The following is a 25387-nucleotide window of genomic DNA, read 5'->3' as shown; positions in this document are numbered from 1 at the left end:
CAACACTCGGCCCAAGAAGGGCGGAACGAAACTCCGGCCGCCACACCCCCGGCACCTGGCCGGAAGATGAAGGCCATCGCCCGGGTCCACGACCACGTGACCCCGGCGATGGTCAATCTGGTCCTGGACGCCCTGGAGGAGCGCCGGCCGCGGTCCCTGGCGTCGCTGTACCCGGGGGAGCGGCGTGGTTCCCGCACCTGCGGTCCCGGCGCCTGAACCCCGGCCCGGGACCCATCGCCCTTTCATCACCATCCGACGACTGAAGCCCCGCCCCTCCGGGGAGGGAGTGGTGCGCGATACTGGGATTGAACCAGTGACCTCTTCCGTGTCAGGGAAGTGCGGCACATCGGCTTGATCAGGTAACAAGCGTATTCCCGCAGGTTGCAGGCTTCCGTTCTTCCCCGTAGGGGCGGCTTCGGCATCGTTGCCTCGGGTAGGTGTCGCCGTGTGGTCGCCAGATGAGTTCCGGTCGTCGGCGTGGTGATAGTGCGCGTTCGTGACTGAGCCGATCATTGGTCATGTGGGGCCGTTCCGTGAGATCGGCGTCCGCGAACGCGTCGGCCGGCACCGTGGCGTGTGGCGCGACGTCGTCATGACCGAACGCCGCAGCACGCGTGTCGGCATCCAGAAAGCGGAGCCGCGCACCGGCTCCAGGGGCTTCAGTTGCAGCAGCCCTCCGGCTTGGCCGTCGCGCCGGTCTCGGCGTCCGGTGTGCAGCACGTCGCCGGGGTGGCCGGCGCGGCGCTGTCGGTGCTGAACGTCGTCGAGTCGCCCTTGACCGTGTAGACCTCCCACGGCTCCTTGCCCGGCCCGTGGACCCACACCTTGTCCTGCACCGCGTAGCAGCACGTGGTGTCGTCCTCGGTCAGCGTCTCGAGTCCTTCACCGGTCAGCCGCTGGGTCGCCGCGTTGACCTGGTCGGTCGACTCGACCTCGACGCCGAGGTGGTCCATCACCGTCTCCTGACCTGGCTCGCCCTCCAACAGCACCAGCTTCAGCGCCGGCTCCTCGATCGCGAAGTTCGCGTAGCCCGGCCGGAGCTTCGCCGGCTCGGTGCCGAACAGCTTCGAGTAGAAGTCGATCGATCCGGCCAGGTCCCCGACCCGCAGCGCCAGCTGTACCCGTGACATCCCTGCTACCTCCTTGGATAGATATTTGTCTAAGCAGCTTGGCGCACTGGATAGAAGCCTGTCAATATAGAGGGATGTCGAAGCAACTGCCGCTCGTCGCGATGGACGTCTGCTGCGCGCCCCTGGCCCGGGAACCGCTGACGCAGGACCAGGCAGTCGAGCTGTCAGCCCTGTTCAAGGCGCTGGCTGACCCTGTCCGGCTGCGGTTGCTCTCGCTGATCGCCTCCCACGCCGGCGGCGAGGCGTGCGTGTGCGACCTGACCGACGCCTTCGACCTGACCGGCCCGACCATCTCCCATCACCTGAAGGTGCTGCGCGAGTCGGGGTTGATCACCGGCGACCGGCGCGGCACCTGGATCTACTACCGCGTGCACCCCGAGGTGCTGGCGCGGCTGTCGGCGGTGCTGACGACCACCGGTGAAGCAGTCACCGCGTGACCGGGATGGTCTGGGTGCCGGCCGCCGGTTGCTGGCTCACTACGCCGATGGTGCGGTCGACGCCCGCCCGGCTTTTCCCCGGCAAGCGGTACGCGGCGGCCGAGGACGTCCGGCCGATCCGGGACGAGATCGATCGGCGGGAGCTGCTCGCCGGGCTCCGCGGTCTGCTGTCCGCGCCGCTGGTGACCATGTCGGCGGCGGCGCCGGCCGCGCTCACCGGCAGCTACTCGACCGCGTTCCTCGTGCTCGGCGCGCTCACCGCCGCCGCTGGGCCGGTGTCGCTCGCGGCCGGGCCGGCCAGCTCGGCCAGCAAAGCCTGAACCCGCCGCTCGATCTCGTCCCGGACCGGACGGATCTCCTCGGCCGGGCGCCCGGCGGGGTCCTCGAGCTTCCAGTCCAGGTAGCGCGTCCCGGGCACGACCGGGCAGGCGTCCCCGCAGCCCATCGTGACGACCACGTCGGACCGTTCGACGCTTTCGGCGGTCAGCTTCTTCGGCTGCTCACCGGAGATGTCGATGCCGCACTCGGCCATGACCTGGACGACGGCTGGGTTGACGGTGGCGGCCGGCGCCGAGCCCGCCGAGCGCACGACGACCCGGTTGCCGCCGTGGTGGCGCAGGAAGGCCGCAGCCATCTGCGAGCGGCCGGCGTTGTGCACGCAGACGAACAGAACCTCGGGTTTGGGCACGAGAAGTCCCTTCAGCGCAGGGGAAGTGCCGGGCGGGCTGCTGGGGGGAGGACAGCCTCGCCCGGCACAAGCGTTACAGGAGCAGTTGAGCGAGGAAGCCGAGCAGGATGCTGCCGAGCATGCCGAACGCCAGGTACAGCGCGAAGACCTTGTTGTTGACCACGCTGCGGACCGCGACCATCGCCGGGATCGTCGTGACCGAGCCGGCGAGCAGGAACGTCACCGCCGCGCCCTGTGCCATGCCCTTGGCCAGCAGGCCGCCGACGATGGGGATCGCGCCGACGCCGTTGAGGTAGAGCGGGATGCTGATGACCGCGGCGAGCGGGATGGCCAGCCAGCCCTTGTCGCCGCCGAGGATGCTCGTGATGATCCCGTTCGGGACGTAGACGCGGATGACGCCTTCGAAGACGCACGCGAACACGAGCCACTTGCCGAGGGACACGGTGTCGCGCAGGAAGTTCCGGCCGGTGATGCGCCAGTTCCGCTTCGACTTGAGACTCGCCTTGGCCTGTGGCCACCAGGGCGCGCCATCGTCGTCCTCGTCGGGAACGCAACCGCCGTCGGCGCAGGCACCGGTTGCCGGGGCGTCGGGGAGGACCGCGGTGCCTCCGCCGCCGGCCGCCACGGCGACCTGGTTCCGCTCGCGTTCGTCGACAGCCGGTTTCTTCTCCGGGCGCAGGACGTCCGTGAAGCCGCCGCGCTTCTCGACCAGCAGGATGATGACCCCGGCCCCGATGGCCAGCACGAGCGCGCCCAGCAGGCGGGCGGTCGCCAGCGGCAGGCCGATCTCCTTCGCGGTCAACGCGAAGATCGGCGGATCCATGGCGGGGGAGGCGATCCAGAACGACATCACCGCCGACAGCGGTACGCCGCCCCGCAGCAGCTTGCGGATCAACGGGATGACCGTGAAGGAGCAGAACGGGCTGAACGCGCCGAGGCACGTGGTGAACAGGACGCCCAGCAACCCGTGCTTGCGGAACGAGCGGCGCGCGACGACGTCGAGGTAGAGCAGGTCGACCATCGCCGCGATGGCGAGGGCGATGAAGAAGAAGATGCTCAGGTCGACCAGGTTCTCCCAGGCCAAGCGCAGGACCTCGAGGAGCTTGTCCATGCCACCATCCTTGACATCGGGACCGGGTTCGCGTGCCGAGGACGAGTAGCTCCCCCAGCCTTCATCGATGCTAGTCGATGAACAGGTTCCGGTCCATACCGCCGATGGTCGCGAAGGTGACCCGGGAAATCCGGCGCCCGCGTGATCACAACGTCCGAAAGGATGAACTTCGAGCGTGAAAACCGTGATCTACCTGCGTTTATCGATCCATTGACATGTATCGCTGAAGCGTGCCATCGTGATGCCTCGCACGAGGATGTGGCCGAATCTCGAGTGTCCACCGCACCCGGTTCCACTGGGGGAGCCGGCACCCTTTTTGTCCGATTTGGAGCTGGGGGAAGCATGTCTGCTGCGCGCGTGCTCGTCGCGTCCGCCTTCGAAGCCGAGCTTCAGCCGCTGACGTCGGCGTGCGCCGGCGCCGCGATGCGAGCGCAGGACGCCGACGTCGTCGGCTGGGACGCCCACCAGAACCCCGATGCCCTGCCGGACGGCGACTTCGACCTGATTCTGCTGTCGGTGCAGCAGTTCGAAGGCGTCGAGCGCGGCCTCGACCTCGCCGCCCGGCTGCGGGAATCCTTCGGTGGAGCCAAGCTGGTCGCGTTCGGCCAGTACGCCCAGATGAACCATCGCCGGTTCCTCGAAACGGCCGACGCCATCGTGATGGAAGAACCGGAGCTCGTCGCGACCGAACTCGCCGAGGTCGCCCGCGGCGAGCGCGACGTCGCCACCGTGCCGGCATCGATGACCGCGCAGGGAATGCGCCCGAAACCGCCGCACCGGCGCATCACCGTCCCGGCTCCGGCTCGTGATTTGTTTCCGTCCCTGGTGCATTATCCGGCGCACCATTCACCGTACGGGTTGATGGGCAACGTCGAGGTCACCCGCGGCTGCCACCACAAGTGCACCTATTGCTCGGTGTACGGCGCTTATGACGGTGGAGTCGCCGCCTACAACGCCGACACCGTCCTGGCCGATTGCCTGCAGCTGGCCGAGGAAGGCGTGCGGCACTTCTGCTTCATCGACGCCGAGTTCTTCAACTCCCGCACCATCGGCGCCGGCGTCGTCCGCCGCCTGGTCGACGAGATCGGTCCGATCACCTTCGAGTTCACCACCCGGGTCGACCACATCCTCAGCTACCGGAAGGAACTCACCGAGCTGGTGTCGCTGGGACTGGTGAAGGTGACGTCGGCGCTGGAGTTCCCGTCGAACCGGATCCTGCGGATCTTCGACAAGCACATCGACGTCGACCATATGCGCGCCGCGATCGCCGAAGCCGGGCGGATCGGGTTCGTGCTGTACCCGACGTTCATCCCGTTCACGCCGTGGGTGGAGTACGACGAGCTGCTCACCTTCGAGGACTTCCTCGTCGGCACCGGCCTGGCGAAGGTCACCGACCCCACCGCGCTGCAGACGCGGCTGCTGCTGTTCAAGGGCTCGCCGCTGCTGTCCTCGCCGTGGATGGAGGACATCGCCACCGTCGACCGCGGCCTGTGGGTGGAGTGGACCCACCCGGACCGTCGCGTCGAAGAGCTGTGGACCGAACGCCGCGCCGACGCCGAGGACGTCGGCAAGGTCCGCTGCTGCGTGAAGTGCTGAATACCGGATCGGGAGGGACAGGAAGCCATGGGTGGAGCACCGCGCGTCGTGGTGAGCACGGGTCAGGGACTACCGGACCTGGACTGGGAAGGGGAGCTGGCCGACCTCACCGACGTCTTCCCCTACCTCGGCCCCACCTGGCTGCGGGCGAGTGAGAAGGCGCTGACCGACCTGCAGCCGTGGCACACGATCGCGGCCCGGGCCCGCGGCGAGCTGGCCCTGCTGCCCGGGTACGTGATGACGACGCCGCCGGTCGTCGACCACGAGCCGCGCACCTACCTGGGCTGGCAGGCACCGACGGGCGAGGAAGTCTGCTGCGGCGCGCAGATCGACGCGTGCCTCAGCGGTGAGGTCGACGCGCTGGGCACCGAGCCGTTCTTTCCCGCGTTGCTGCTCGGTTCCCCGCTGGGCTATCGCACCGAAGTGGCCTACAACTTCTGGACGCCCAGCCTGATGGCGCAGATGGTGTCCGAGCTGGTGCCGGCGGCGTTCGCACAGGGGATCAAGTGCATCGTCGCGCCGTGGATCTCGGGCCGCAGCGGCAACGACGCCCTCGTCGCCGCGCTGGAGCAGGCCGGCGGGCACAGCACCTTCTGGGGCTACGAGGACTACCTGCGCCTTGACGCCGGCTCCTGGGACGGCCACCTGGCGGCGCTGCCGTTGAAGAAGCGCCAGCGGATCAAGAGCGACGTCCGCCGCGCCGAGGCGGCCGGGGTGCACGTCGAGCGCGTCGACGGCGATGCATCCGCCCCTACGTCACTCGCATCGCCGAGCTGACCTGCCTCAACCGGGAGAAGAACGGCGCCGGCGAGGAACCCGCCCACATCGTCGACGTCCTGACCGGCCTGCTGGACGCCCGCGCGGACGTGCGCGCCTACCTCGGTACGAAGGACGGCGCGTTGGTCGCCACCTGCGTGGTGATCCGCAAGCACCACCGGCTGTTCCCGAAGTGGGCGGGCTTCGACTACGCCGCCATCGGCGAGCGCAGCGGGATCTACTTCGCCCTCGTCCTCGACGCCCCGGTCCGCGACGCCTACGCCGAAGGCCTGCGCACCGTCGAGTTCGGTGCGGGCGCGCACCAGGCGAAGGTGCTGCGTGGCTGCACCCCGCGGCCGGTGACCACGACGATGGTGGTGTCCGATCCGGGCCTGCGCCCGCAGGTCGCGAAGTGGATGGACGCCTTCGGTGCCGCCCGCCGCGTCGCGTTCGGGGACGCCCCCGCCGCCACTCGCACTTCGCTGCCGGTCGTTTCCGGCGCCTGCTGCTCCGACGGCTGAAACCACTGGAGGAACGTTCGTGATCACCTTCGTGCCGCTGACCGGGTTCCTCGGCGCAGGCAAGACCACCACGATGATCGCCACCGCGCAGGCGCTGCAGGCCCAGGGCCGCCGCGTCGCGGTGATCACCAACGACCAAGGCGTCGAGCTCGTCGACACCGCCCTGGTCCGCAGCAAGCTCGACTCCGTCGCCGAAGTCACCGGCGGCTGCTTCTGCTGCCGCTTCGAAGACCTCGTCGACGCCATCCGCGCCCTGGCCGACGGCGACACCCCGGTCGACACCGTGATCGCCGAGGCCGTCGGCTCGTGCACCGACCTGCAGGCCACCGTCGTCCGGCCGTTGCGCGCCTACTACGGCGACAGCATGGTCGTCAGTCCACTCACGACAGTCATCGACCCGTTGCGGTATCTGGCTTTCGACCGCGCTGCCCAGCGCGGCGAACCGGAGTCGGACCTGTCGTACCTGTTCCGGCAGCAGCTGACCGAGGCTGACGTCATCGCCGTGAACAAGCTCGACACCATCACACCGGACCGCGCCACCGAGCTGATGGCGCGGCTGGCCGCCGGCTACCCGAACGCGGCGGTCGTCGGCTACAGCGCCAAGTCCGGCGACCGCATCGACGACCTGGTGAACGCGTGGGACGGCCCGTCCGGCAACCAGGCGGTCGACCTGCAGGTCGACTACGACCGCTACGCCGCCGCCGAAGCTCAGCTGGCTTGGATGAACCAGGACGTGCAGCTCACCTCGGAAGCGCCGCTCGACCTCACCGCCTGGGGGCGGCAGATGCTCTCCGCACTCGGCGGCTGGGCGAACTGCGCCGGCGCCGTCGTCGGGCACGCCAAGCTCACCGTCGAGGCAGGCGACGGCGACTTCGCCAAGCTCAGCCTGACCGCCGCCGGCGCGGAACCGACGGTCGACCGGGCCGCCGAAAAGACGGCCACGACCGCCCGGGTGATCGTCAACGCCCGCGTCGCCTGCGAGCCCGCCGAACTCGACGCCGCCGTCCGCGACGCCGTGGCCACGGCGAACGCCGCCACCGGGGCCCGGTCCGCGGCCACCGCGCCGGTGTCGTTCAAACCCGGCTATCCCACCCCGGTCCACCGGCTCGCCGCCACCGGCGCCTGACCCCGAAAGACGACCATGACCGACACCACCGCCGAGATCCAGGACTACTACCGCGGCAAGGCCGCCGAGGCCGCGGAAGCGAAGAGCTGCTGCGCGCCGGACCCGACGCGGTTCGGACCCGGCGCCTACGGCGACATCGGCCCCGGCGAAGCTTCCGACGCCGCGCTGCTGGCCAGCCTCGGCTGCGGCAACCCGACCGCCGTGGCCGAGCTGCGCGACGGCGAGACCGTCCTGGACCTCGGCTCCGGCGCCGGGCTGGACCTCATCCTGTCCGCGCGCCGCGTCGGCCCGGACGGGCAGGTCTTCGGCCTGGACTTCCTCGAGGAAATGCTCGCCGTCGCCCGGCAGAACATCGAGGACGCCGAGGTCGGCAACGTCATCCTGCTCAAGGGCACCATCGAGCAGATCCCGCTGCCCGCCGCCACCGTCGACGTCATCATCTCCAACTGCGTGATCAACCTGTCGGTGGACAAGCCTGCGGTGTTCGCCGAAATGGCGCGCGTGCTCGCGCCCGGCGGCCGGCTCGGGATCACCGACGTCGTCGCCGAGGACCACCTCACGCCCGCCGACCGGGCCGAGCGCGGCGGCGTCAGCCAGTGCATTGCCGGCGCCCTGTCCAAGGCCGAGTACCTCTCGCTGCTGGCCGAAGCCGGGCTGACCGACGCCGAAGTCGTCTTCACCCAGGACGCCGCCGACGGCATGCACTCGGCGATCATCCGCGCCCGCAAGCCGGGCGGCTGCTGCTGAACACCGAGGTTTTCGACCACTGAGGGAGTACCTGCATGTCCTTCACCGCGATAGTCGTGTTCGTCCTCGTCGCCGCGCTGGCGGCGGTCAACGGCAGCAACGACGTCCCCAAGGGCGTCGCCACCCTGGCCGGCGCCGGGGTCACCAAGTACCGGACGGCGATCCTCTGGGGCACGATCACCACGCTGATCGGCTGCGTCTGCTCCCTCGCCCTCGCATCGAAGATGACCGCCCTGTTCTCCAAGGGCATCATCACCGGCGCCACCACCGACGCGTTCGCGGTCGCCGTGCTCGCCGGCGCCGCGTTCTGGGTCGGCCTGGCCACCGTGCTGCGGCTGCCGGTCTCCACCACCCACGCCCTCATCGGCGGCATGGTCGGCGCCGGGCTGCTGATGAGCACCGGCGGCGTCTCCTGGAGCGCCGTCGGCAGCAAACTCGTCACGCCGCTGCTGGTCAGCATCGTCGTCGCCTACGCCATCACGCTCATCCTCACCGTGGCCACCGGCGCCGCGAACAAGCGCCGCGCCGCGAGCACCCCGCCGGTCACCCCCGCTTCCGGCGACGTCGCCGTGAAGACCGCACCGGCGCCGCAGAAGACCTCGTCCCGGTTCATCACCGGGGCGCACTGGTTCACCAGCGGTGCCACCGGCTTCGCCCGCGGCCTCAACGACACCCCGAAGATCGTCGCCATCGGCGCGTTCGCCCTGGTCCCGGCCGGAATGCAGCCGTGGCACATCATGATCCTGGTGACCGCCGCCATGGCCGCCGGATCGCTGCTGGGCGGGATGCGGGTCGCGGAGAAGCTCGGCGAAGGCGTGGTCAAGATGAACCACCGCGAAGGCTTCCTCGCCAACCTCACCACCGCCGCCCTCGTCGGGGTCGGCGCCGGGGCCGGGCTGCCGATGTCGACCACGCACGTGTCCACCGGGGCGATCGCCGGATCCGCCGGACCGAACCTCAGCCGGATCTCCGGCGGGACGGTCCGCAACTTCCTGATCGCTTGGCTGGTCACGCCGCCCGTCGCCGGTGTCGTCGCGGCGCTGGTGTTCGTCTTGGCTCGCTAGCCTGGGCAAGTGAGCGAGCACAAGCTGGAGCGGGAGACCGCCGAGTCCTACGCCCGCTGGTTCCACGCGCTGTCCGACGCGAACCGGGTCATGATCGTGCACTTCCTGGCCCAGCAACGTGACCCGGTTCCCGTCGGCGCGATCGTGGAGCACCTCGGCATCGCCCAGCCCACGGTCTCGCACCACCTGAAGATCCTGTCCCAGGTCCGGTTCGTCACCCGCCGCCGAGCCGGGACCAGCATCCTCTACGCGATCAACCACAGCTGCGAAGTCGGCCTGCCCACCGCGGCCAACGTCGTCCTCGGCCTGCTGGCCACCCGCGACGGCAACGGTGAGGCGGTCCCGCTGGAAAGGACGTCGTGACCGACCATCCGGCGCTGTTGCTGGTCGGCAGCGGGGACCGCCGCTACCGTGAATACCTCCTCGCCGCGCTGCGGCCGCACTTCCGGCTGTGGCTGCTCGACTCGGTCGAACCGACCTGGCAGACCGCCCACGTCGACGGGGTCACCGTCGTCGACACCCGTTCCCCGGACGCTCTGACCTCGGCGGTGCGCGAGCTGGAATTCCGGCCCGATGGCGTGCTCACCTACGACGAATCGCTGGTCACCGCCGTCGCGGCCTTCGCACAGGAGACCGGGCTCCCGGGCAGCCCGCCCGAAGCCGTCCAGGCCTGCCGGGACAAGGCCGCGACCCGCGCCGCGCTCACCGAGGCCGGGGTGCCGCAGCCCGCGTCCCGGCCGGTCGCCTCCGCCGAGGAGGCCGTCGCCGCGGCCGGCGACATCGGCTTCCCGGTCGTGGTCAAGGCCCGCGGCCTGGCCGGCAGCCTCGGCGTCCTGCGCGCCGACACCGCCGAGCAGGTCGCCGAGGCGTTCACCGCGGCCGCAGGCGCGTCCTGGCCCGGCGTCCCGCGCTACGAGGCGGACGTGCTGGTCGAGGAGCTGCTCACCGGGCCCGAGATCAGCGTCGACGCCGTCGTCGACCACGGCGTCTGCCACCCCCTGGTCATCGCCCGCAAGCAGACCGGCTTCGAGCCGTTCTTCGAGGAGACCGGCCACGTCGTCGACGCGGACGACCCGCTGTTCGACGACGCCGCCCTGTTCGACCAGCTCGACCAGGTCCACAAGGGCATCGGCTTCACCCACGGCGCCACCCACACCGAGTTCAAGCTGACTCCGCGCGGCCCGCGTCTGGTCGAGATCAACGCCCGCCTCGGCGGCGACTTCATCCCGCGGCTCGGCATTCTCGCCGGCGGCGCCGACCCGGTCGTCGCCGCGGGTCAGGTCGCTGTCGGTCGCGCACCGGCTCCTCGCCGGGCGCTGCGCCGGACGGCCGCGATCCGCTTCCTCTACCCGGACCACGACTGCGAGGTCACCGCCACGATCGTGCACCCGGAGCGGTTCGGGCCCACGGTCCACGAGGCTCTCGGCACCGCCGGTCCCGGCACCAAGCTCGCGCTTCCGCCGCGCGCGTATCTCGCCCGCTACGGGCACGTCATCACCGTCGGCGACGACCACGCCCAGGTGGTCGCCGACCTCGCCCATGCCGGAGAACTCGTCGAGCTGCACAGCAGCTGAACCATCGACGGCCGTCGATCCCTCACCCGGGTGAGGCACAATCGGACTATGACGACGACTGCGCCCGCCGCCGCGCTGCTGCCCGTCGAGGACGCCGCGACCTACGCCGAATGGTTCGCCTGCCTCGCCGACACCACGCGGGTGCGGATCCTGCACGCCGTCGCGGCCGCGGGCAAGGCCGTCACGATCGGGGAGATCACCGAGCAGATGGCGATCAGCCAGTCCAACTGCTCCCACCACGTCCGCAAGCTCGCCGACGTTGGCTTCGTGCGGCTGCGCAAGGTCGGTACCGCCACCCTCGTGTCGGTCAACGCCTCCTGCGCGGTGAGCCTCCCGCACGCCGCCGACGTCGTCATGGGCCTGCTGGCGCCCAAGCCCACCGAGCCCGGCGACCTCGCGCCGGACGTCACCATCCGCCCGCTGCGCGCGAAGGACTGGCCGGCCGTGCGGCGCATCTACGCCGAAGGCATCGCCACCGGCGACGCAACCTTCGAAACCGAGGTCCCGCCGCGCGCCGAGCTGGAGGCCAAGTGGCTGCGCGGCCACCGCTGGATCGCCGAGGTCGGCGGTCAGGTCGCCGGCTGGGCCGCCGCGGCACCGGTGTCCACACGCGACTGCTACGCCGGGGTCGCGGAGACGTCGGTGTACGTAGGGGAGAAGTTCCGCGGCCGCGGCGTCGGCAAGGCCCTCATGCACCACCTGGTCACGGCCGCCGACGAGGGCGAGTTGTGGACGCTGCAGACGTCGATCTTCCCGGAGAACCGCAACAGCGTCGCCCTGCACCACGGCGCCGGGTTCCGCACGGTCGGCATCCGCGAGCGCATCGGCAAGCTCGACGGCCGGTGGCGCGACACCGTCCTGCTCGAACGGCGCCGCGCCTCCCAGCTCTGAGCGCTCAGGCCTTGCTGATCCGGCAGGCGAAGCACTTGTAGGCCTGCTGGCCGGACAGGTTGTCGTAGAACGCGTCGTCGACCAGCCCGCCTCCTAGCGCGGGTCGCCGAACCGGTCATCGACCTGCGGGTCACGCCGCTCTCCGGCGTCTGCGTGGGCTTCTCGTTCCGGTGGTTTGACGAAGACCGCGAATGGCTGATCCACGGCGATGCCTGTCCCGGAAATACCCTGTGGGACGGAACGGACGTGGTGCTGGGTGACTGGGACGAGCCTGCACGCGGGCCGCGCGAGCGTACACCCACTGAGTTGGATGCCTTCGCCGCCGCCTACGGCTACGACGTGCGTGACTGGGAGGGCATCGACACCCTCGTACGGATGCGGGATCTCCACACCTTGGGCAGCTTCCTCCGCCGCGCCGCGCGGGCAGACGTCGATGCTGTCATCGAGCTGGAGCGCCGGTCGATCAAGCGAAGCGTTGCGGGAACAAGTTCAACGGGTCTTCCCGGTCAGTGTGTCGTCCCTGCCGCGCGTTTGCGTGCCGGCGGGAGCTGTACGAGGCCGCGGAGGTGGCGGCGGGTGATGTCCATGATCGTGGCGAGCTGGGCGACCTGCTCGTCGGTGAGCAGGTCGATCAGGCCCTCTCGCACCGTGCTCACGTGTCCGGGCGCGGCTTGGTGGAGGACCCGGCGTCCTTCGTCGGTGATGACGGCGAGGACGCCGCGCTCGTCGGCGGGGTTGGCCTCGCGCCGGAGCAGGCCCGCCTTCTCCAGCTGGGTGGCCTGGTAGGTCAGGCCGTTGCGCGAGCAGAGCATCCGCTCGGCCAGTTCGGACATGCACAGGTGCCCGGCCGGGCTTTCGTTGAGGTGGTGCAGGACCTCGTACTGCACCTTGGTGAGCCCGCCTTCCTGACGTAGCTGCTGGTCCACGTGCCGGTCGAGGAGCTCGTAGGTCTCCAGGAAGCCGGACCAGGCGCGCTGCTCGGTCTCGTTCAGCCAGCGGGTCTCGCTCATGACGCACATCGTACCCACTTGATTCCAATTGGAACCACTAGTACGTTCACCCCAGTAGTTCCAATTGGAACCACATCTCGCCCTTCGAGGAGAACCCAGATGCGGATCAGTGTCATCGGCGCCGGCAATGTCGGCTCCGTCCTGGCTCGGCGCCTCACCGAAACCGGCCACGAGGTCACCACCGCCACCAGCGCCACCCCGGTGGCCGAGCTCGCCGCGCAGGCCGGCGCCGTCGAACTCGTCGTGCTGGCAGTGCCCTTCGCCGCGGTGGCCGGTCTCGACGAGGCGGTCAAGGCAGCGCTGCGCGACAAAATCGTGGTCGACGCGACGAACCCGCTGGCCGCGGACTTCATGTCGCTGACCGTCGGCCACACCACCTCGGGCGGCGAGCAGGTCGCCGCCGCGCTGCCCGGCGCGACCGTGGTGAAGGCGTTCAACAGCGTGTTCGCCGGCCGGCTCGGCGAGCCGGACACCGCCGCCGGCCCGCTGTTCCTGCCGGTGGCCGGCGACGACGAGGCCGCCAGGAAGACCGTCGTCGAGCTGGGCACCCAGCTCGGTTTCGACGCGGTGGACGTCGGCCCGCTGGCCAACGCCCGGTACCTGGAGCCGGTGATCGAGCTGCTCATCCAGCTCGCCTTCGGCAAGGGCATGGGTGACGGCATCGGCCTCGTGCTGACCCGGAAGTAGCGGCAGATGAACGGCGAGACAGTCCTGATCACCGGATCGACCGACGGCCTCGGCCGGCACCTCGCCGTGCGGCTGGGCGCGGCGGGCGCCCGTGTCCTCGTGCATGGACGCGACGCCCGCCGCGCCGAGCTCGTGCGCTCACAGATCCTGGCCGCCGGCGGCCCCGAACCTCTTGTCCTGCATGCCGACCTGGCCGAGCTGAGTCAGGTCGACCGGCTCGCCGACGACGTCGCCCAGCACGTCGACCGGCTGGACGTGCTGGTCAGCAACGCCGGTGTCGGGTTCGGCCGGCCGGGGGCGGCGAGACAGCTCAGCGCCGACGGCATCGAACTGCGGTTCGCGGTCAACCACCTGGCCGGCTACCGGCTCACCCGGTTGCTGCTGCCGCTGCTGCGGTCCTCGGCCACGCCCAGGATCGTGAACGTCGCCTCGGCCGGCCAGCACCCCATCGACTTCGCGGACCCGATGCTCGAACACCACTACGACGGGGTTACGGCCTACCGGCGCAGCAAGCTCGCCCAGATCATGTCCGGCTTCGACCTGGCGGACGAACTACGCGGCGAGGTCGTGGTCAACAGCCTGCACCCGGCGTCGTTCATGGACACGACGATGGTGCACGAAGCCGCTGTTGTCCCGCACAGCACCGTCACCCAGGGCTGTGACGCGACGCTCCGGCTGATCACCGGTCCGGCAGCACGGTCGACCGGACGCTACTTCAACGGAGAGCGCGAGGGCCGGGCCGACGACCAGGCCTACGACCCGGATGCGCGACGCCGTCTCCGGCAGCTGTCGGACGAGCTGATCGCCGCCCACACCCGCCCCTGACACCCACAGGACAAAGCCGTGTTCGCACTCCTGGCGCTGACCATCGGCGCCTTCGCCATCGGCACGACCGAATTCGTCACCATGGGTTTGTTGCCCGCGATCGCCGGAGACTTCGGCGTCACCATCCCCACCGCGGGCTACCTGACCACCGGTTACGCCCTCGGCGTCGTCGCCGGCGCACCCCTGCTCGCCCTCCTCGGCACCCGTGTCTCCCGCAAGCGGATGCTGATCCTCCTGATGACCCTGTTCGTCGCAGGCAACCTCCTGTCCGCCATCGCACCGGACTTCGCGGTACTGCTCGCGGGCCGGATCATCGCCTCGCTCGCCCACGGCGCGTTCTTCGGCATCGGCTCCATCGTCGCCGCCGGGCTGGTCGCCCCCGGCAAGAAGGCCGGCGCGATCGCGACCATGTTCACCGGGCTCACCGTGGCCAACATCCTCGGCGTCCCCGGCGGCACCTTCATCGGGCAGCACCTCGGCTGGCAGACCACCTTCCTGGTCATCACCGGCCTCGGCGTGCTCGCCGCGGTGGGCGTCGCGACCGTCGTGCCGTCCGACGAACGGCCGGCGCCCCGACCCGGCCACCTCCGCCGCGAGCTCGCCGCGTTCGGCAACATCCAGGTACTGCTGGCCATGCTCATGACCGTGTTCGGCTTCGGCGGCGTCTTCGCCGCCATCACCTACATCGCGCCCATGATGACCGAAGCCGCCGGCTACCCGGACAGCGCCGTCACCTGGCTGCTGGTCCTGTTCGGATCCGGCATGGCCGCGGGCAACCTGATCGGCGGCCGGTACGCCGACCGCCGGCTCATGCCGGTGCTCATGACCGCACTCGCCGGCCTGGCACTCGTCCTCGCCGTCTTCACCGTCACCGCCCACGACAAGACGACCGCCGCGATATCCATCGCGCTCATCGGTGCCTTCGGTTTCGCCACCGTGCCACCGCTGCAGAAACGAGTCCTCGACCAAACCAATGACGCACCGACCCTCGCGTCCGCGGTCAACATCGGCGCCTTCAACCTCGGCAACGCACTCGCCGCCTGGCTCGGCGGCGTGGTCATCGGCGCGGGCCTCGGCGTCACCGCACCCAACTGGATCGGCGCCCTGCTCGCCACCACAGCCCTCGCACTCGCCGCCCTCTCGACCCGACTAGAGACACGCCCGGAACGGCCGGCCGGGCGGGAGCCGGCCTTCGGTCTTCGACGAGATGGGTGCTGACCCACCGATAAGGCGATCTTCGGCGCGCAAACTTCCAGGGCCGATCGGGAGGTGAGGATTTCCATACCGCGGCCGTTGGGGTGACTCCGAGCGCCGCGGTGTCGAGATCCGCATGCCACTAAAGGAAGTGGCGGGGAAGGTCTACAAATCGCTGTACCCGGGGACGGCTGAAAGCTGAAAGCCCCGCCCCTCCGGGGCGGGACAGGGCTTCTGACCTGCGAAAACACGTGGTGCACGCTACTTGCGGACGATCATGTGGGGCCGTCATCGTCTTCAGCGGTGCCTCGGCCGAGCTGCCGATCGCTGCTCATCCGGCCGGCGTAGACAGCGGAAACTCCCGACCCAGGCCCCTGGTTCACAGGCAGGCGAGGGCGCGCAGCGCGTCGTGGGAGGGGGTTCCTGGCTGGGCGGTCAGGACGATTACGTACTGGTCGGGTGCTGTGTCGCAGATCAGGGTGTCCCAGTCGAGGGTGAGGTCGCCGACGAGCGGGTGGTGGAAGCGTTTGGTGCCCTGGCCTTTGCTTTCGACGTGCTGGCCGTGCCACCAGTGGCGGAAGTCGGTGTCCAGTTGGGACAGTTCGGCGACCAGTTCGGTCAGGCGGGGGTCGTCGGGGTGGCGGGCGACGTCCATGTGCAGATTGGTGACGGCTTTGCGGGCGACGTCGGTCCAGTCTGGGTAGAGGGTGCGCATCGCGGGGTCGGTGAAGATCAGGCGCACGTAGTTGCGCTCGGGCTCGGGGATCCGGGCGAAGTCGGTGATGAGTGCGGCAGCCAGGCTGTTCCAGGCGAGGATGTCCATTCCTTCGCCGAGGACCAGGGCGGGTGCTTCGGGGAGCTGGTCGAGCAGCCGTCGCAGCTGTGGGCTGATCGTGCGGGAGGGGGTCGCCCGTGGGGCGCCCGCGGGCTTGCCTGCCAGCTCGAACAAGTAGCTCCGCTGGTCCACGTCGAGGCGGAGCACCCGGGCGAGTTCGGCGAGGACCGGCCCGGACGCGGTCATCCGCCCCTGCTCGACGCGCCGGTAGTAGTCGGTGCTGATGGCCGCGAGCCGGGCTACCTCCTCCCGGCGCAGACCCGGCACGCGGCGAGCGGTGGTCTCGGTGGGCAGCCCGACGACCTGCGGGGTCAGCTCGGCGCGTCGTGCCCGCAGGAACTCTCCCACCTGCTTCAGCCTGCTTGTCGCGGATCGCGCGGGAGCGTTGCCGTGACCGCCTGGGTTCGCCATGGCTAGGCCTTGATTTCTCGGACGGCGTCGATCGTTTCTTCCAGCAGCCGGGTGAGCCGGGTTGCGCTGTCGGTGCCGAGGCGCTCGGTGATCTGCCGCTCGATCGCGGCGATCACGGTGTCGGCGGACTTCAGGACCTGGCGGCCGGTGGCGGTGAGGTGCAGTTCCTGGACGTGCCGGTGCCGGGCATGGGCGCGGCGCTCCAGCTGTCCCTTGTCGACCAGCCGCGTGACCAGTGACGCGACGGCCTGCGGGGTGACGTCGAGCCGGCGGGCCAGTTCGGCGCCGGTGAGTCCGGGTTCGGTGTGGACGATCATCAGCAGCGAGTAGTGCGCCGGGGCCAGGCCCAGGGGACGCAGCTGTTGCTCTTTGACCGCGCGCGCGGCCAGCTCGGCCCGCCGCAGCGCCCAGATCAGCCGATTCGGTGCGTCCGGTCCGATCGGTTCCTCTTCCCGCGTCATCCAGCCATCCTACAACCGCCTCATCCGAATCAAGTGGTTGATCCGGATGAGGCGGGCTGGCTCAGCGGTCGACCAGGGACATGTGGTGCTGGTTGTAGCGGTCACCCTGAACGCCGACGCGCTCGGCGAGGCTGTCGAGGTCGGCGAGCTCGTCGGCCGAGAGGGCCACCTGGGTGGCGGTGGCGTTCTCCCCGACCCGTTCGAGGCGGCGGGTGCCGGGGATGGGCACGATCCACGGGTGCTGGGCGAGCAGCCAGGCGAGTGCGATCTGGCCGGGTGTGGCGTTCCTTTCCCGGGCCAGCGTGGTGACGTGGTCGACGAGTGCCTGGTTGGCGGCGCGGTTGTCCTCGGTGAAGCGGGGGATGCCCGCGCGGACGTCGCCGGAGGTGAACTGCGTGGCGGCGGTGACGGTGCCGGTGAGGAAGCCCTTGCCGAGCGGGCTGAACGGCACGAAGCCGATGCCGAGTTCGGCGCAGGTGGGCAGGACTTCGGGCTCGGGGTCGCGGGTCCACAGGGAGTACTCGCTCTGGACGGCGGTCACCGGGTGCACGGCATGGGCGCGGCGGATGGTGGCCGCCGCGGCTTCGGACAATCCGAAGTGCCGTACCTTGCCGGCCTGGATCAGCTCGCCGACGGCGCCGGCGACGTCCTCGATCGGGACATCGGGATCGACGCGGTGCTGGTAGAACAGGTCGATCCGGTCGGTCCGCAGGCGGCGCAGTGACGCGTCGGCGACCTGCTTGATGTGTTCGGGGCGGCTGTCGAGCCCCGCCGGGCCGCCGTCTTCGATGCGGAAGCCGAACTTCGTGGCGATCACGACGTCGTCGCGCAGGGGAGCGAGCGCTTCTCCGACGAGTTCTTCGTTGACGTAGGGTCCGTAGACCTCGGCGGTGTCGAAGAACGTGACACCGTGTTCGGCGGCGCCGCGCAGCACGGCGATCATGGCGTCGCGGTCGCCGGGGTTGGGGCCGTAGCTCTGGGACATGCCCATGGCGCCGAGGCCGACGGCCGAGACCCGCAGGCCCGGTCCCAGGGTTCGGGTGTGCATCGCGTGAGCTCCTACCGGTCGTCGCGGAAGACCTTCTTGGCGACCGCCATGGCCGCCATCGCCCGGGGCCAGCCGGCGTAGAAGGCCAGGTGGGTCAGCGCTTCGATCAGTTCGGTTTCGGTGTTGCCGTTTTCCTTGGCCAAGCCGAGGTGGTAGACGAGCTGTTCGGTGTTGCCGTTGGTGGCCAGCGCGGTGACGGTGACGAGACTGCGTTCCTTGGGGGTCAGTTCCGGGCGTTTCCATACCTCGCCGAAAAGCACGTCGTCGGTGAAGTGCACCAGTCCGGGTGCGAAGTCGCCGAACGCCTTCCGGGCGCCGGACGGTTCGTTGTCGGCGGTCAAAGCCGGTTCCTTTCAGTTCTGCGGGACGAGCTTCAAGGTGGTCGCGGCCGCGCGCTCGGAGAGCATCGGATCGAGCGGGCCGCCTGCGTAGCGGCCGTACTTGGCCCGGTAGGCGTCGTCGACGGCGGCGGACGTCTCGGCCGGGACGAACCCGACCGCGTGTTCGACCCCACCGGCGCGGATCCGGCCGCGGGCCAAGCGGGTGGCGTGGCGGTACCAACCGCCCTGGGTGCCGCGGTACGAGCGCACGAACAGCTCGTCACCCACCCGGACGACCCAGATCGGCACCCACGCCCGTGACGACCCGTCGTCGCGGGCGGTGGTGATTTCCAGTTCCCCGGTACTGCCGAGGTGGTCGAGCTGCTCGGCGCTCCAACCGGTCATGGTGTCCTCCTTCCGGCGGTCACAGGACGGCGAAGAACTGCACCATCTTGGTGATCGCCTGGTCCACGTACTCCGGCACGTCGTACATCGCGATGTGCGTGGCGCCGTCGACGACGAACAGCTCCTTCGGGCCGGGGGCCAGCTCGTAGGCCTGGTCGCTCCAGAGCTTCGTATCGGCCTTGCTCCCGGCGATCAGGAGCACCGGCTGGGTCAGGAAGTCCGGGATCCGGTCGAACACCGAGAAGGCGAGCATCCGGTCCATGCTCGTCAGCAGGAACCGGCCTTTCGAATTGGGGTGCGCGCCGCGCGGTGTCCGGTAGTAGTCGTAGCCCTCGCGCAGCATGTCCGGCGTGTTCTCGTCGATGTCCTCGAACTTCTCCGGGACGAAGGGTGCGTAGACCGGTTCGGCGCCGTTCGCTTCCGCCGTGCGCTGCTTGCCCACCATTTCCAGCGTGACGACGTGCTCGGAGGCCGGGACGACGTGTCCCATGAACGCTCGGGAGCTTTCGCCCATCGGCGCCGCGCTGACGGTCGCGACCGCCTTGAACCGGTGTTCGGTCTGCGCCACGCTGAGCGCGTAGCCGCCGCCGGCGCAGATGCCGTAGACACCCAGGCGTTCGACGTCGACGAACGGCAGGGTGGTCAGGAAGTCCGCCGCGCAGCGGGCGTCCTCCACTCGCGTCGAGGGGTCTTCCAGGAGGCGGGGTTCGCCGCCGCTGGCGCCTTGGTAGGACGAGTCGTAGACCACGACGACGTAGCCGTGCTCGGCGAGTCTCGCCGCGTAGTGGCCGATGGTCTGCTCCTTCACCCCGCCGGCCGGGTGGATACCGACGAGGGCCGGGTATTTCGCGTTTTCGTCGAAGTTGTCCGGCAGGTGGAGGTGTGCCGCGATGTCCACGGCCTTGTTGCGGAACGAGACTGTTCTGATCACGTCAGTGCCTTCACGAGTTTCTCGGCCAGCGGCACGGCCGAGGCGGGGTTCTGTCCGGTGTGGAGGGTGCGGTCGACCTCGACGTGAGGAGCGAACGGCTCGCCTTCGCGGTAGTCCACGCCCAGGTCGCCGATCAGGCGGTCCTGCAGCAGCCATTTCGCGCGGTCGGCGAGGCCGTTGAGCTTTTCCTCGGCGTTGCTCAGGCTGGTCAGGCGATAGCCGGCGAACGGGGAGTTCCCGTCTCCGTCCACTGTGGCCAGAAGTGCGGCCGGGCCGTGGCAGACCAGGGCCAATGGCTTGCCGGAGGCGAGCCAGGCGGTGAGCAGCTTCCCGGATTCGGCGTTGTCCGGCAGGTCTTCCATCGGTCCCCAGCCGCCGGGGACGAACACGGCGTCGTAGTCCTCGACGCGCGCGTCTTCGATCCGCATCGGGTTCGCCAGCTCGGTGGCGTCCCGCAACAGGCCCTTCATGCGCTCGGCGCCTTCCGGGCCACCGTTGAACTCGGGGGTGAGGCTGGCGGCGTCGGCTGTCGGCGGGACACCACCCGGCGTCACCGCCGCGATCTCGTAACCTGCCCGGGTGAACACCTCGTAGGGACCGAGTGCTTCTTCGGCCCAGAAGCCGGCCGGCTGGCGGGTTCCGTCGGCCAGTGTCCAGTGCGTGGCCGCGGTGATCAGGTAGAGGATCTTCGTCATCGCGGGTTCGCCCCGTTCAGTGCCTGCTGCAGGACGTGGCTGTCCGCGGCCTGCCGCAGGGCCGCGAGCTTGCCGTCCCGGATGGTCCACAGGTGGATGAACCGGGCGTCCGCGGTCTCCCCGTCCTTGGTCACGCCGTGGTAGTGGCCGGACACGACCACGTGGCCGTCCTCGGTGGCGTAGTACTGCTCGGCCTGAGCGCCGAAGGACTCGAAATGGGGGAGGAGGGAGCCGAAGAAGTCGTTCATCATGCTGTCGAAGCCGTGGTAGACCCCGCCGAACGGGAAGCCCGGCGTGATGTCCCACTCCAGATCCGGAGCCATGATCTCTTCCATCACCGCCGGATCGGCGTGCGATTCGTACAACCGGCGAGCCAGGGCAACATCGGGCGATTCGGGCATACGTGCATCCTTTGTGGACCGAATGGGCGTGTTCGGTCGCCAGCCTTACAGCGAGCCGCGCCGAATGCCCGCCGGCTGAGGGGGAGGATTTCCTCCCCTCCACCGCCGTCGCCGCGGATGTCACTCTCGCGCTGTGCGAGCGACTTTGATCTACGGCGCCGGTGACGTCCGGGTCGAGAACGTCCCGGACCCGAAGCCGGCCGAGCCGACCGATGCGATCGTGCGGGTGCTGCGGGCCTGTATCTGCGGCAGCGACCTGTGGCCCTACGGGTCCCGCCCGGCCACCGAGAAGGGTGACCGCATCGGGCACGAGTTCCTCGGCGTGGTCGAAGACCTCGGCTCGGAAGTGTCCGGTTTGGCGCCAGGAGATGTCGTCGTGGCGCCGTTCGCCTACGCCGACAACACCTGCGAGTACTGCCGCGCAGGACTGCACACCTCCTGTCCGCATGGCGGCTTCTTCGGCGCCGGTGGCGTGGACGGTGGCCAGGGTGAGGCCGTGCGGGTGCCGTTCGCCCAGGGCACCTTGGTCAAGCTGCCCGTCGGCGAGGACGACGCGCTGCTGCCGTCGCTGGTCACCCTTTCGGACGTTTTTCCGACCGGTCACCACTGCGCGGTGACAGCCGGGGTGGGGCCGGGGAGCGTGGTGACGGTGATCGGCGACGGCGCGGTCGGGTTGTCCGCGGTGCTGGCCGCCAAGCGGCTCGGCGCGGAGCGGATCATCCTGATGGGACGGCACGCCGACCGCACTTCGCTCGGCCGCGAGTTCGGGGCCACGGACGTGGTCGCCGAGCGCGGAGACGAGGGCATCGCCCGGGTGCGCGAACTGACCGGCGGGTTCGGGACGCCGGCGGTCCTGGAGTGCGTGGGCACGCTCACCACCCTTGAAACGGCCTTGGCCGTGGTCCGCGACGGGGGCACGGTCAGCCGGGTCGGTGCCCCGCAGTACGCGGAGGTGCCGTTCGGCTTCCCGGCCTTCGGCCGCAACATCACCCTCACCGGCGGGATCGCGCCGGTGCGCGCCTACCTCGAGGAGCTGCTGCCCGACGTGCTCGACGGCGTGGTCGAGCCCGGCCGGGTCTTCGATCGCACGGTCGGCTTGGCGGACGTCCCGGACGGCTATCGGGCCATGGCGGCGCGCGAGGCGCTGAAGGTGCTCGTCCGGCCGTGACCGGGGAGACGCCCGATGCCCGGCCTTGACCTCGTCGTGCTGCTCGGCCTGGCGGTCCTGCTGGGCCGGGCCGCGAGCACCCGGCTCGGGATCGCCCCGCCGGTCACCCTGCTGGCCGCCGGAGCACTGCTCGGGTTCGTTCCCGCGCTACGCGCCGTGCACCTGCCGCCGGAGCTGGTGCTGCTGCTGTTCCTGCCGGTGCTGCTGTACTGGGAGAGCCTGACCACCTCCCTGCGTGAGATCCGCGCCAACCTGCGCGGCATCGTGCTGCTGAGCACCGTCCTGGTCGTCGCGACGGCCGCCGCGGTCGCGGTCGTCGCGCACGCGCTCGGCCTGCCGTGGGGGCCGGCGTGGGTACTCGGCGCGGCCGTCGCCCCGACCGACGCCACCGCCGTCGGCGTCGTCGCCCGGCTGCTGCCCCGCGGCCAGGTCACGGTGCTGCGGGCGGAAAGCCTGGTCAACGACGGCACGGCACTGGTGATCTACGGACTGGCGGTCGGCGTCACGGTCGGCGAAGAGCAGCTGGGCGCGGCGCATGTGGGCTGGCTGTTTCTGCTCTCCTACGCCGGCGGGGCCGCGGCCGGGGCGGTGATCGGCTGGGTCGCGGCGCAGGTACGCCGCCGCCAGCGCGACCCGCTGACCGGGCAGGTCACCATGGCGCTGATCCCGTTCACCGCGTTCCTGCTGGCCGAGGCGATCCACGCCTCGGGTGTGCTGGCCGTGGTCGTCGCCGGGCTGTTCATGAGCCAGGCCGCGCCCCGCGGTGTGGTGCGTGCGGAAATGCGGGTGCAGGCGCAGGCGTTCTGGACGGTGGCGACCTTCCTGCTCAACGCCGTCCTGTTCGTCCTGGTCGGGCTGGAGCTGCAGTCGGCTGTGCGCGGGCCGGCCGGCACCGCGCTGCCGCGGGCCCTGGCGACGGTCGCCGTGGTCACCGCGGTGGTGATCGCCGCGCGGCTGGTGTTCCTGTTCACGGTGCCGTACCTGGTCCGGCTCGTGGACCGCCGTCCGCGGCAGCGGGCGCGCCGGGTCGATGCCCGGCCCCGGCTGGTCAGCGCGCTCACCGGGTTCCGTGGCGCGGTGTCGCTGGCCGCCGCGCTGGCCGTGCCCCGGCAGCTCGCCTCCGGCGAGCCGTTCCCCGGCCGGGACCTGATCGTGTTCGTCACCGGCGGCGTCATCGTCCTCACCCTCCTGCAAGGGCTGATCCTGCCCGGCGTCGTCCGGTGGGCGCGGCTGCCCCGCGACACCGCCGTCGACTCCGAACGGCAGCTCGCCGAGATCCGGGCCACGGAGGAGGCCCTGGCCGCCGTGCCACGGCTGGCCACCGGCCTCGGCACCGACCCGGACGTCGTCGAACGCCTGCAGCGGGAGCTTGCCGAACGGCTGCGGCTTCTGCGGGCCCACGGCGACGGTGGCCATCCGGCGGTGCGCCACGACGAGCACTACACCGCGCTCTACCGGGAACTGATCGCCCACCGGCGCGCCACGGTCGTGCGCCTGCGCGACGAGCTCCGCATCGACGACACGGTCCTGCGCCAGGTGCAGGCCGCCCTCGACTTCGAAGAAGTCCGGCTGTCCCCGGAAGGGCTGGTGGAATGACCGGGTTGATCGACGTGCACGCCCACTTCGTCACCGATTCCTACCTTCGTCAGGCCGTCGCGGCCGGTCACGCGCATCCCGACGGCATGCAGCGATGGCCGGACTGGTCGGCCGAGGCGCACCTGGAGCTGATGGACCGGCACGGCATCGACATCGCTTTGCTGTCGATGTCCTCACCGGGCGTCCACTTCGGAGACGACGCCGCGGCTCGCCGGCTCGCTCGCGAGGTCAACGAAGATGCCGCCCGGATTGCCGCGCGTCACCCCGGCCGGTTCGGCTTCTTCGCGTCCCTCCCGCTGCCCGATGTGGACGGATCGCTGGCCGAAATCGCTTACGCCGTCGACGATCTCGGCGCGGACGGTGTCGTGCTGATGACCAACACCCAGGGCACGTATCTCGGCGACGCCCGTCTGGAACCGGTCGTCGCCGAGCTGGGCCGCCGCCGGACCGTCGTGTTCCTGCACCCGACTTCGCCGGTCTGCGGGGACCGGTCGGCGCTCGGACGGCCGCGGCCGATGATCGAATACCTCTTCGACACCACGCGCACGGTCGTGGACCTGCTGCTGTCCGGTGTGCTGGAGCGGCACCCGGACCTCGAAGTGATCGTCCCGCACTGCGGTGGCGCACTGCCCGTCGTGGCCGACCGCGTCGACGAGTTCACGAGGCTTTTCCTGGACGCGCAAGGGAAAACCGGGGCAATCGAGCAGTTGCGCCGCCTGTACTACGACATCGCCGGTCCCGCCTTCCCACGGCAGGCCGCCGCCCTGCTCGGCCTGGCCGGCCCGGACCGGCTGCTGTTCGGCAGCGACTACTGCTGGACACCACCCGCCGTCGCCGCCGCGCACCTCGACGCGATCGACACCGCACCCGCACCCGCACCGGCGGCGGCCACCTGGCGGGCGTTGACGACGGTCAACGCGCGGCGGCTGTTCCCCGGCCTCACGGAGCGAGAGTGATTCCGCCGTCCACCGGCACGACGATCCCGGTGGCGAAGCCACTGTTCTCGCCACCGACCAGGGCGATGACCCGCCCGATGTCGATCGGCTCGGCCACCCGCCGCAGCGGGGTCCGCGCGGCGATGACCGCTTCGAACTCCTCGGTGCCCACGGCCGCGGAGGCATCGGTGTGCACGTAACCCGGGGCCACGACGTTGGCGGTGATGCCGTGCGGGCCTTCCTCGACGGCGAGGTAGCGCGTGAAGGTGTTCAAGGCGGCCTTGGCCGAGCCGTGCGCGATCATGCCCGGCGCGCCCGGACGTTCGGCCTGACCACTGGACACGAACACCAGACGGCCGTACCGCTGCTTCCGCATCACCGGCAGCGCGAGCTGCGTGACGTGGTAGGCGGCGCCGAGCTCGCCGGTCAGCTTGGCAGCGAAGTCCTCCCAGGGCATGTCGGCGAATGCCGCCTGCTTGATCGGCGTTGCGGCGTTGCACACGAGGGTGTCGATGCGGCCGAAGCTCTCCGTCGCCGCGCGGACCAACCGGGCCGCGTCCCCGGGTACCCGCATGTCTCCCGCGATGGCGAGCCCTTGGCCACCGGCCTGCGCGACGGCGTCGACGACGGCGTCCGCCGCTGCCCGGCGGCTGTGGTAGTTGACCACCACCGCGTAACCGAGCCGGCCGAACTCCACGGCCACTGCCGCCCCGATTCCCCGGCTGCCTCCGGTCACCACTGCCACCCGTGTCATCGTTCCTCCTCGCGTCCTCAAGCATTTGGATAGTATCAAGCGGTTGATACCAGGCAAGAGCTTGGGTTAG

Annotated in this window: 30 protein-coding genes and 1 pseudogene; 18 read left to right on the top strand and 13 right to left on the bottom strand. The window is 70.2% G+C overall.

Translation table 11 applies throughout. The features are described 5' to 3' along the window. Positions 1-216 (top strand): annotated as a pseudogene (locus ABJI51_RS34725) (hypothetical protein); the annotation flags it as partial. 443 nt (positions 217-659) lie between these two features. Here ABJI51_RS34725 and ABJI51_RS34720 read toward each other — a convergent pair. Continuing rightward, positions 660-1130 (bottom strand): ArsI/CadI family heavy metal resistance metalloenzyme, encoded by a 471-nt coding sequence (locus tag ABJI51_RS34720; protein WP_348955319.1) that lies wholly within the window; start codon positions 1128-1130, stop codon positions 660-662. Positions 1131-1204: 74 nt separating this feature from the next. Between ABJI51_RS34720 and ABJI51_RS34715 the strand changes: the two genes are divergently transcribed. Then, entirely contained in the window at positions 1205-1567 is a 363-nt protein-coding gene (locus ABJI51_RS34715; RefSeq protein ID WP_348955318.1) for a metalloregulator ArsR/SmtB family transcription factor, read from the top strand. Further along, entirely contained in the window at positions 1564-1887 is a 324-nt protein-coding gene (locus ABJI51_RS34710; protein ID WP_348955317.1) for a hypothetical protein, read from the top strand. The genes ABJI51_RS34715 and ABJI51_RS34710 overlap by 4 nt, the downstream gene beginning before the upstream one ends. Here the strand turns inward: ABJI51_RS34710 and ABJI51_RS34705 are convergent. Together ABJI51_RS34705 and ABJI51_RS34700 are read right to left on the bottom strand one after the other, a co-directional pair. After that, the gene (locus ABJI51_RS34705) at positions 1791-2255 is read right to left on the bottom strand and encodes an arsenate reductase ArsC (protein ID WP_348955316.1); all 465 of its coding nucleotides are present in this window, start codon (positions 2253-2255) and stop codon (positions 1791-1793) included. The genes ABJI51_RS34710 and ABJI51_RS34705 overlap by 97 nt on opposite strands. 73 nt (positions 2256-2328) lie before the next feature. Further along, positions 2329-3366 (bottom strand): permease, encoded by a 1038-nt coding sequence (locus tag ABJI51_RS34700; protein WP_348955315.1) that lies wholly within the window; start codon positions 3364-3366, stop codon positions 2329-2331. Between the two features lie 342 nt (positions 3367-3708). On the opposite strand from ABJI51_RS34700, the gene arsL reads away from it, so the two are divergent. Genes arsL through ABJI51_RS34655 form a run of 9 tightly spaced genes read left to right on the top strand, consistent with a single transcriptional unit; the run spans position 3709 to position 11641 of the window. After that, positions 3709-4962, top strand: coding sequence for an arsinothricin biosynthesis radical SAM protein ArsL (gene arsL / locus ABJI51_RS34695; RefSeq protein WP_348955314.1), 1254 nt, complete (start codon positions 3709-3711; stop codon positions 4960-4962). Positions 4963-4989: 27 nt separating this feature from the next. Then, on the top strand, positions 4990-5739 hold the full coding sequence (locus tag ABJI51_RS34690; protein WP_348955313.1) for a hypothetical protein: 750 nt from the start codon (positions 4990-4992) through the stop codon (positions 5737-5739). Then, positions 5706-6239, top strand: a complete 534-nt coding sequence (locus ABJI51_RS34685; protein ID WP_348955328.1) for a GNAT family N-acetyltransferase — start codon at positions 5706-5708, stop codon at positions 6237-6239. Before ABJI51_RS34690 ends, ABJI51_RS34685 begins: the two co-directional genes overlap by 34 nt. Before the next feature lie 19 nt (positions 6240-6258). Next, entirely contained in the window at positions 6259-7365 is a 1107-nt protein-coding gene (locus ABJI51_RS34680) for a GTP-binding protein (RefSeq protein WP_348955312.1), read from the top strand. A 15-nt stretch (positions 7366-7380) separates the two neighbouring features. Next, a complete protein-coding gene (locus tag ABJI51_RS34675) occupies positions 7381-8112 on the top strand; it encodes a methyltransferase domain-containing protein (RefSeq protein ID WP_348955311.1) in 732 nt (243 codons plus the stop codon). Between the two features lie 35 nt (positions 8113-8147). After that, the gene (locus ABJI51_RS34670) at positions 8148-9176 is read left to right on the top strand and encodes an inorganic phosphate transporter (protein ID WP_348955310.1); all 1029 of its coding nucleotides are present in this window, start codon (positions 8148-8150) and stop codon (positions 9174-9176) included. Positions 9177-9185: 9 nt separating this feature from the next. Beyond that, a complete protein-coding gene (locus tag ABJI51_RS34665; protein ID WP_348955309.1) occupies positions 9186-9539 on the top strand; it encodes an ArsR/SmtB family transcription factor in 354 nt (117 codons plus the stop codon). Next, a complete protein-coding gene (locus ABJI51_RS34660; protein ID WP_348955308.1) occupies positions 9536-10750 on the top strand; it encodes an ATP-grasp domain-containing protein in 1215 nt (404 codons plus the stop codon). The genes ABJI51_RS34665 and ABJI51_RS34660 overlap by 4 nt, the downstream gene beginning before the upstream one ends. Positions 10751-10798: 48 nt before the next feature. Beyond that, positions 10799-11641, top strand: coding sequence for a helix-turn-helix domain-containing GNAT family N-acetyltransferase (locus tag ABJI51_RS34655; RefSeq protein ID WP_348955307.1), 843 nt, complete (start codon positions 10799-10801; stop codon positions 11639-11641). A 506-nt stretch (positions 11642-12147) separates the two neighbouring features. Here ABJI51_RS34655 and ABJI51_RS34650 read toward each other — a convergent pair. Further along, positions 12148-12651: a MarR family winged helix-turn-helix transcriptional regulator gene (locus ABJI51_RS34650; RefSeq protein ID WP_348955306.1), complete on the bottom strand. Its 504-nt coding sequence runs from the start codon at positions 12649-12651 to the stop codon at positions 12148-12150. A gap of 99 nt (positions 12652-12750) precedes the next feature. Here ABJI51_RS34650 and ABJI51_RS34645 point away from each other — a divergent pair, with 99 nt between their 5' ends. From ABJI51_RS34645 to ABJI51_RS34635, 3 genes are read left to right on the top strand one after another with little or no spacing between them, the layout of a single operon-like run. Then, the gene (locus ABJI51_RS34645) at positions 12751-13338 is read left to right on the top strand and encodes an NADPH-dependent F420 reductase (RefSeq protein WP_348955305.1); all 588 of its coding nucleotides are present in this window, start codon (positions 12751-12753) and stop codon (positions 13336-13338) included. Between the two features lie 6 nt (positions 13339-13344). Beyond that, on the top strand, positions 13345-14163 hold the full coding sequence (locus ABJI51_RS34640; protein ID WP_348955304.1) for an SDR family NAD(P)-dependent oxidoreductase: 819 nt from the start codon (positions 13345-13347) through the stop codon (positions 14161-14163). An 18-nt stretch (positions 14164-14181) separates the two neighbouring features. Beyond that, positions 14182-15381, top strand: coding sequence for an MFS transporter (locus tag ABJI51_RS34635; protein WP_348955303.1), 1200 nt, complete (start codon positions 14182-14184; stop codon positions 15379-15381). 355 nt (positions 15382-15736) lie between these two features. On the opposite strand, the gene ABJI51_RS34630 is transcribed toward ABJI51_RS34635, so the two are convergent. The 8 genes from ABJI51_RS34630 to ABJI51_RS34595 all read right to left on the bottom strand — a co-directional run bounded on the left by ABJI51_RS34630 (position 15737) and on the right by ABJI51_RS34595 (position 20864). Beyond that, positions 15737-16540, bottom strand: coding sequence for a helix-turn-helix domain-containing protein (locus ABJI51_RS34630; RefSeq protein ID WP_348955302.1), 804 nt, complete (start codon positions 16538-16540; stop codon positions 15737-15739). Positions 16541-16605: 65 nt separating this feature from the next. Beyond that, positions 16606-17064, bottom strand: a complete 459-nt coding sequence (locus tag ABJI51_RS34625; protein WP_348955301.1) for a MarR family winged helix-turn-helix transcriptional regulator — start codon at positions 17062-17064, stop codon at positions 16606-16608. Between the two features lie 61 nt (positions 17065-17125). After that, positions 17126-18112: an aldo/keto reductase gene (locus ABJI51_RS34620; protein WP_348955300.1), complete on the bottom strand. Its 987-nt coding sequence runs from the start codon at positions 18110-18112 to the stop codon at positions 17126-17128. Between the two features lie 11 nt (positions 18113-18123). Then, a complete protein-coding gene (locus ABJI51_RS34615) occupies positions 18124-18453 on the bottom strand; it encodes a carboxymuconolactone decarboxylase family protein (RefSeq protein WP_348955299.1) in 330 nt (109 codons plus the stop codon). Between the two features lie 12 nt (positions 18454-18465). Beyond that, positions 18466-18837 (bottom strand): DUF2255 family protein, encoded by a 372-nt coding sequence (locus tag ABJI51_RS34610; protein ID WP_348955298.1) that lies wholly within the window; start codon positions 18835-18837, stop codon positions 18466-18468. Between the two features lie 19 nt (positions 18838-18856). Further along, a complete protein-coding gene (locus tag ABJI51_RS34605) occupies positions 18857-19768 on the bottom strand; it encodes an alpha/beta hydrolase (protein ID WP_348955297.1) in 912 nt (303 codons plus the stop codon). Continuing rightward, on the bottom strand, positions 19765-20463 hold the full coding sequence (locus tag ABJI51_RS34600; RefSeq protein ID WP_348955296.1) for a type 1 glutamine amidotransferase domain-containing protein: 699 nt from the start codon (positions 20461-20463) through the stop codon (positions 19765-19767). Before ABJI51_RS34600 ends, ABJI51_RS34605 begins: the two co-directional genes overlap by 4 nt. Beyond that, positions 20460-20864 carry a nuclear transport factor 2 family protein gene (locus ABJI51_RS34595; protein WP_348955295.1) on the bottom strand — a complete coding sequence of 135 codons (405 nt, stop codon included), beginning with the start codon at positions 20862-20864 and terminating at the stop codon, positions 20460-20462. Before ABJI51_RS34595 ends, ABJI51_RS34600 begins: the two co-directional genes overlap by 4 nt. Before the next feature lie 133 nt (positions 20865-20997). Between ABJI51_RS34595 and ABJI51_RS34590 the strand changes: the two genes are divergently transcribed. Genes ABJI51_RS34590 through ABJI51_RS34580 form a run of 3 tightly spaced genes read left to right on the top strand, consistent with a single transcriptional unit; the run spans position 20998 to position 24584 of the window. Next, the gene (locus tag ABJI51_RS34590; protein WP_348955294.1) at positions 20998-22032 is read left to right on the top strand and encodes a zinc-binding dehydrogenase; all 1035 of its coding nucleotides are present in this window, start codon (positions 20998-21000) and stop codon (positions 22030-22032) included. A gap of 15 nt (positions 22033-22047) precedes the next feature. Then, positions 22048-23628 carry a Na+/H+ antiporter gene (locus tag ABJI51_RS34585; RefSeq protein WP_348955293.1) on the top strand — a complete coding sequence of 527 codons (1581 nt, stop codon included), beginning with the start codon at positions 22048-22050 and terminating at the stop codon, positions 23626-23628. Beyond that, positions 23625-24584 (top strand): amidohydrolase family protein, encoded by a 960-nt coding sequence (locus ABJI51_RS34580; RefSeq protein ID WP_348955292.1) that lies wholly within the window; start codon positions 23625-23627, stop codon positions 24582-24584. The genes ABJI51_RS34585 and ABJI51_RS34580 overlap by 4 nt, the downstream gene beginning before the upstream one ends. Here ABJI51_RS34580 and ABJI51_RS34575 read toward each other — a convergent pair. Further along, the gene (locus tag ABJI51_RS34575) at positions 24568-25317 is read right to left on the bottom strand and encodes an SDR family NAD(P)-dependent oxidoreductase (protein WP_348955291.1); all 750 of its coding nucleotides are present in this window, start codon (positions 25315-25317) and stop codon (positions 24568-24570) included. The two genes, ABJI51_RS34580 and ABJI51_RS34575, sit on opposite strands and share 17 nt — an antisense overlap. Positions 25318-25387 lie beyond the last annotated feature (70 nt).

The sequence above is a fragment of the Amycolatopsis melonis genome (assembly GCF_040064235.1).
GTDB classification, from domain to species: Bacteria; Actinomycetota; Actinomycetes; order Mycobacteriales; family Pseudonocardiaceae; genus Amycolatopsis; species Amycolatopsis melonis.
The sequence above is the reverse complement of the archived record's forward strand: the minus strand, read 5'-3'. Positions and strand labels throughout refer to the sequence as shown.

Coding starts and splice junctions, on each gene's coding strand:
- ABJI51_RS34670 (WP_348955310.1), top strand. CDS start 8,148: ATGTCCTTCACCGCGATAGTCGTGTTCGTCCTCGTCGCCGCGCTGGCG.
- ABJI51_RS34720 (WP_348955319.1), bottom strand. CDS start 1,130: ATGTCACGGGTACAGCTGGCGCTGCGGGTCGGGGACCTGGCCGGATCG.
- ABJI51_RS34715 (WP_348955318.1), top strand. CDS start 1,205: ATGTCGAAGCAACTGCCGCTCGTCGCGATGGACGTCTGCTGCGCGCCC.
- ABJI51_RS34580 (WP_348955292.1), top strand. CDS start 23,625: ATGACCGGGTTGATCGACGTGCACGCCCACTTCGTCACCGATTCCTAC.
- ABJI51_RS34595 (WP_348955295.1), bottom strand. CDS start 20,864: ATGCCCGAATCGCCCGATGTTGCCCTGGCTCGCCGGTTGTACGAATCG.
- ABJI51_RS34610 (WP_348955298.1), bottom strand. CDS start 18,837: ATGACCGGTTGGAGCGCCGAGCAGCTCGACCACCTCGGCAGTACCGGG.
- ABJI51_RS34690 (WP_348955313.1), top strand. CDS start 4,990: ATGGGTGGAGCACCGCGCGTCGTGGTGAGCACGGGTCAGGGACTACCG.
- ABJI51_RS34655 (WP_348955307.1), top strand. CDS start 10,799: ATGACGACGACTGCGCCCGCCGCCGCGCTGCTGCCCGTCGAGGACGCC.
- ABJI51_RS34625 (WP_348955301.1), bottom strand. CDS start 17,064: ATGACGCGGGAAGAGGAACCGATCGGACCGGACGCACCGAATCGGCTG.
- ABJI51_RS34585 (WP_348955293.1), top strand. CDS start 22,048: ATGCCCGGCCTTGACCTCGTCGTGCTGCTCGGCCTGGCGGTCCTGCTG.
- ABJI51_RS34600 (WP_348955296.1), bottom strand. CDS start 20,463: ATGACGAAGATCCTCTACCTGATCACCGCGGCCACGCACTGGACACTG.
- ABJI51_RS34640 (WP_348955304.1), top strand. CDS start 13,345: ATGAACGGCGAGACAGTCCTGATCACCGGATCGACCGACGGCCTCGGC.
- ABJI51_RS34620 (WP_348955300.1), bottom strand. CDS start 18,112: ATGCACACCCGAACCCTGGGACCGGGCCTGCGGGTCTCGGCCGTCGGC.
- ABJI51_RS34700 (WP_348955315.1), bottom strand. CDS start 3,366: ATGGACAAGCTCCTCGAGGTCCTGCGCTTGGCCTGGGAGAACCTGGTC.
- ABJI51_RS34575 (WP_348955291.1), bottom strand. CDS start 25,317: ATGACACGGGTGGCAGTGGTGACCGGAGGCAGCCGGGGAATCGGGGCG.
- ABJI51_RS34645 (WP_348955305.1), top strand. CDS start 12,751: ATGCGGATCAGTGTCATCGGCGCCGGCAATGTCGGCTCCGTCCTGGCT.
- ABJI51_RS34675 (WP_348955311.1), top strand. CDS start 7,381: ATGACCGACACCACCGCCGAGATCCAGGACTACTACCGCGGCAAGGCC.
- ABJI51_RS34650 (WP_348955306.1), bottom strand. CDS start 12,651: ATGAGCGAGACCCGCTGGCTGAACGAGACCGAGCAGCGCGCCTGGTCC.
- arsL (WP_348955314.1), top strand. CDS start 3,709: ATGTCTGCTGCGCGCGTGCTCGTCGCGTCCGCCTTCGAAGCCGAGCTT.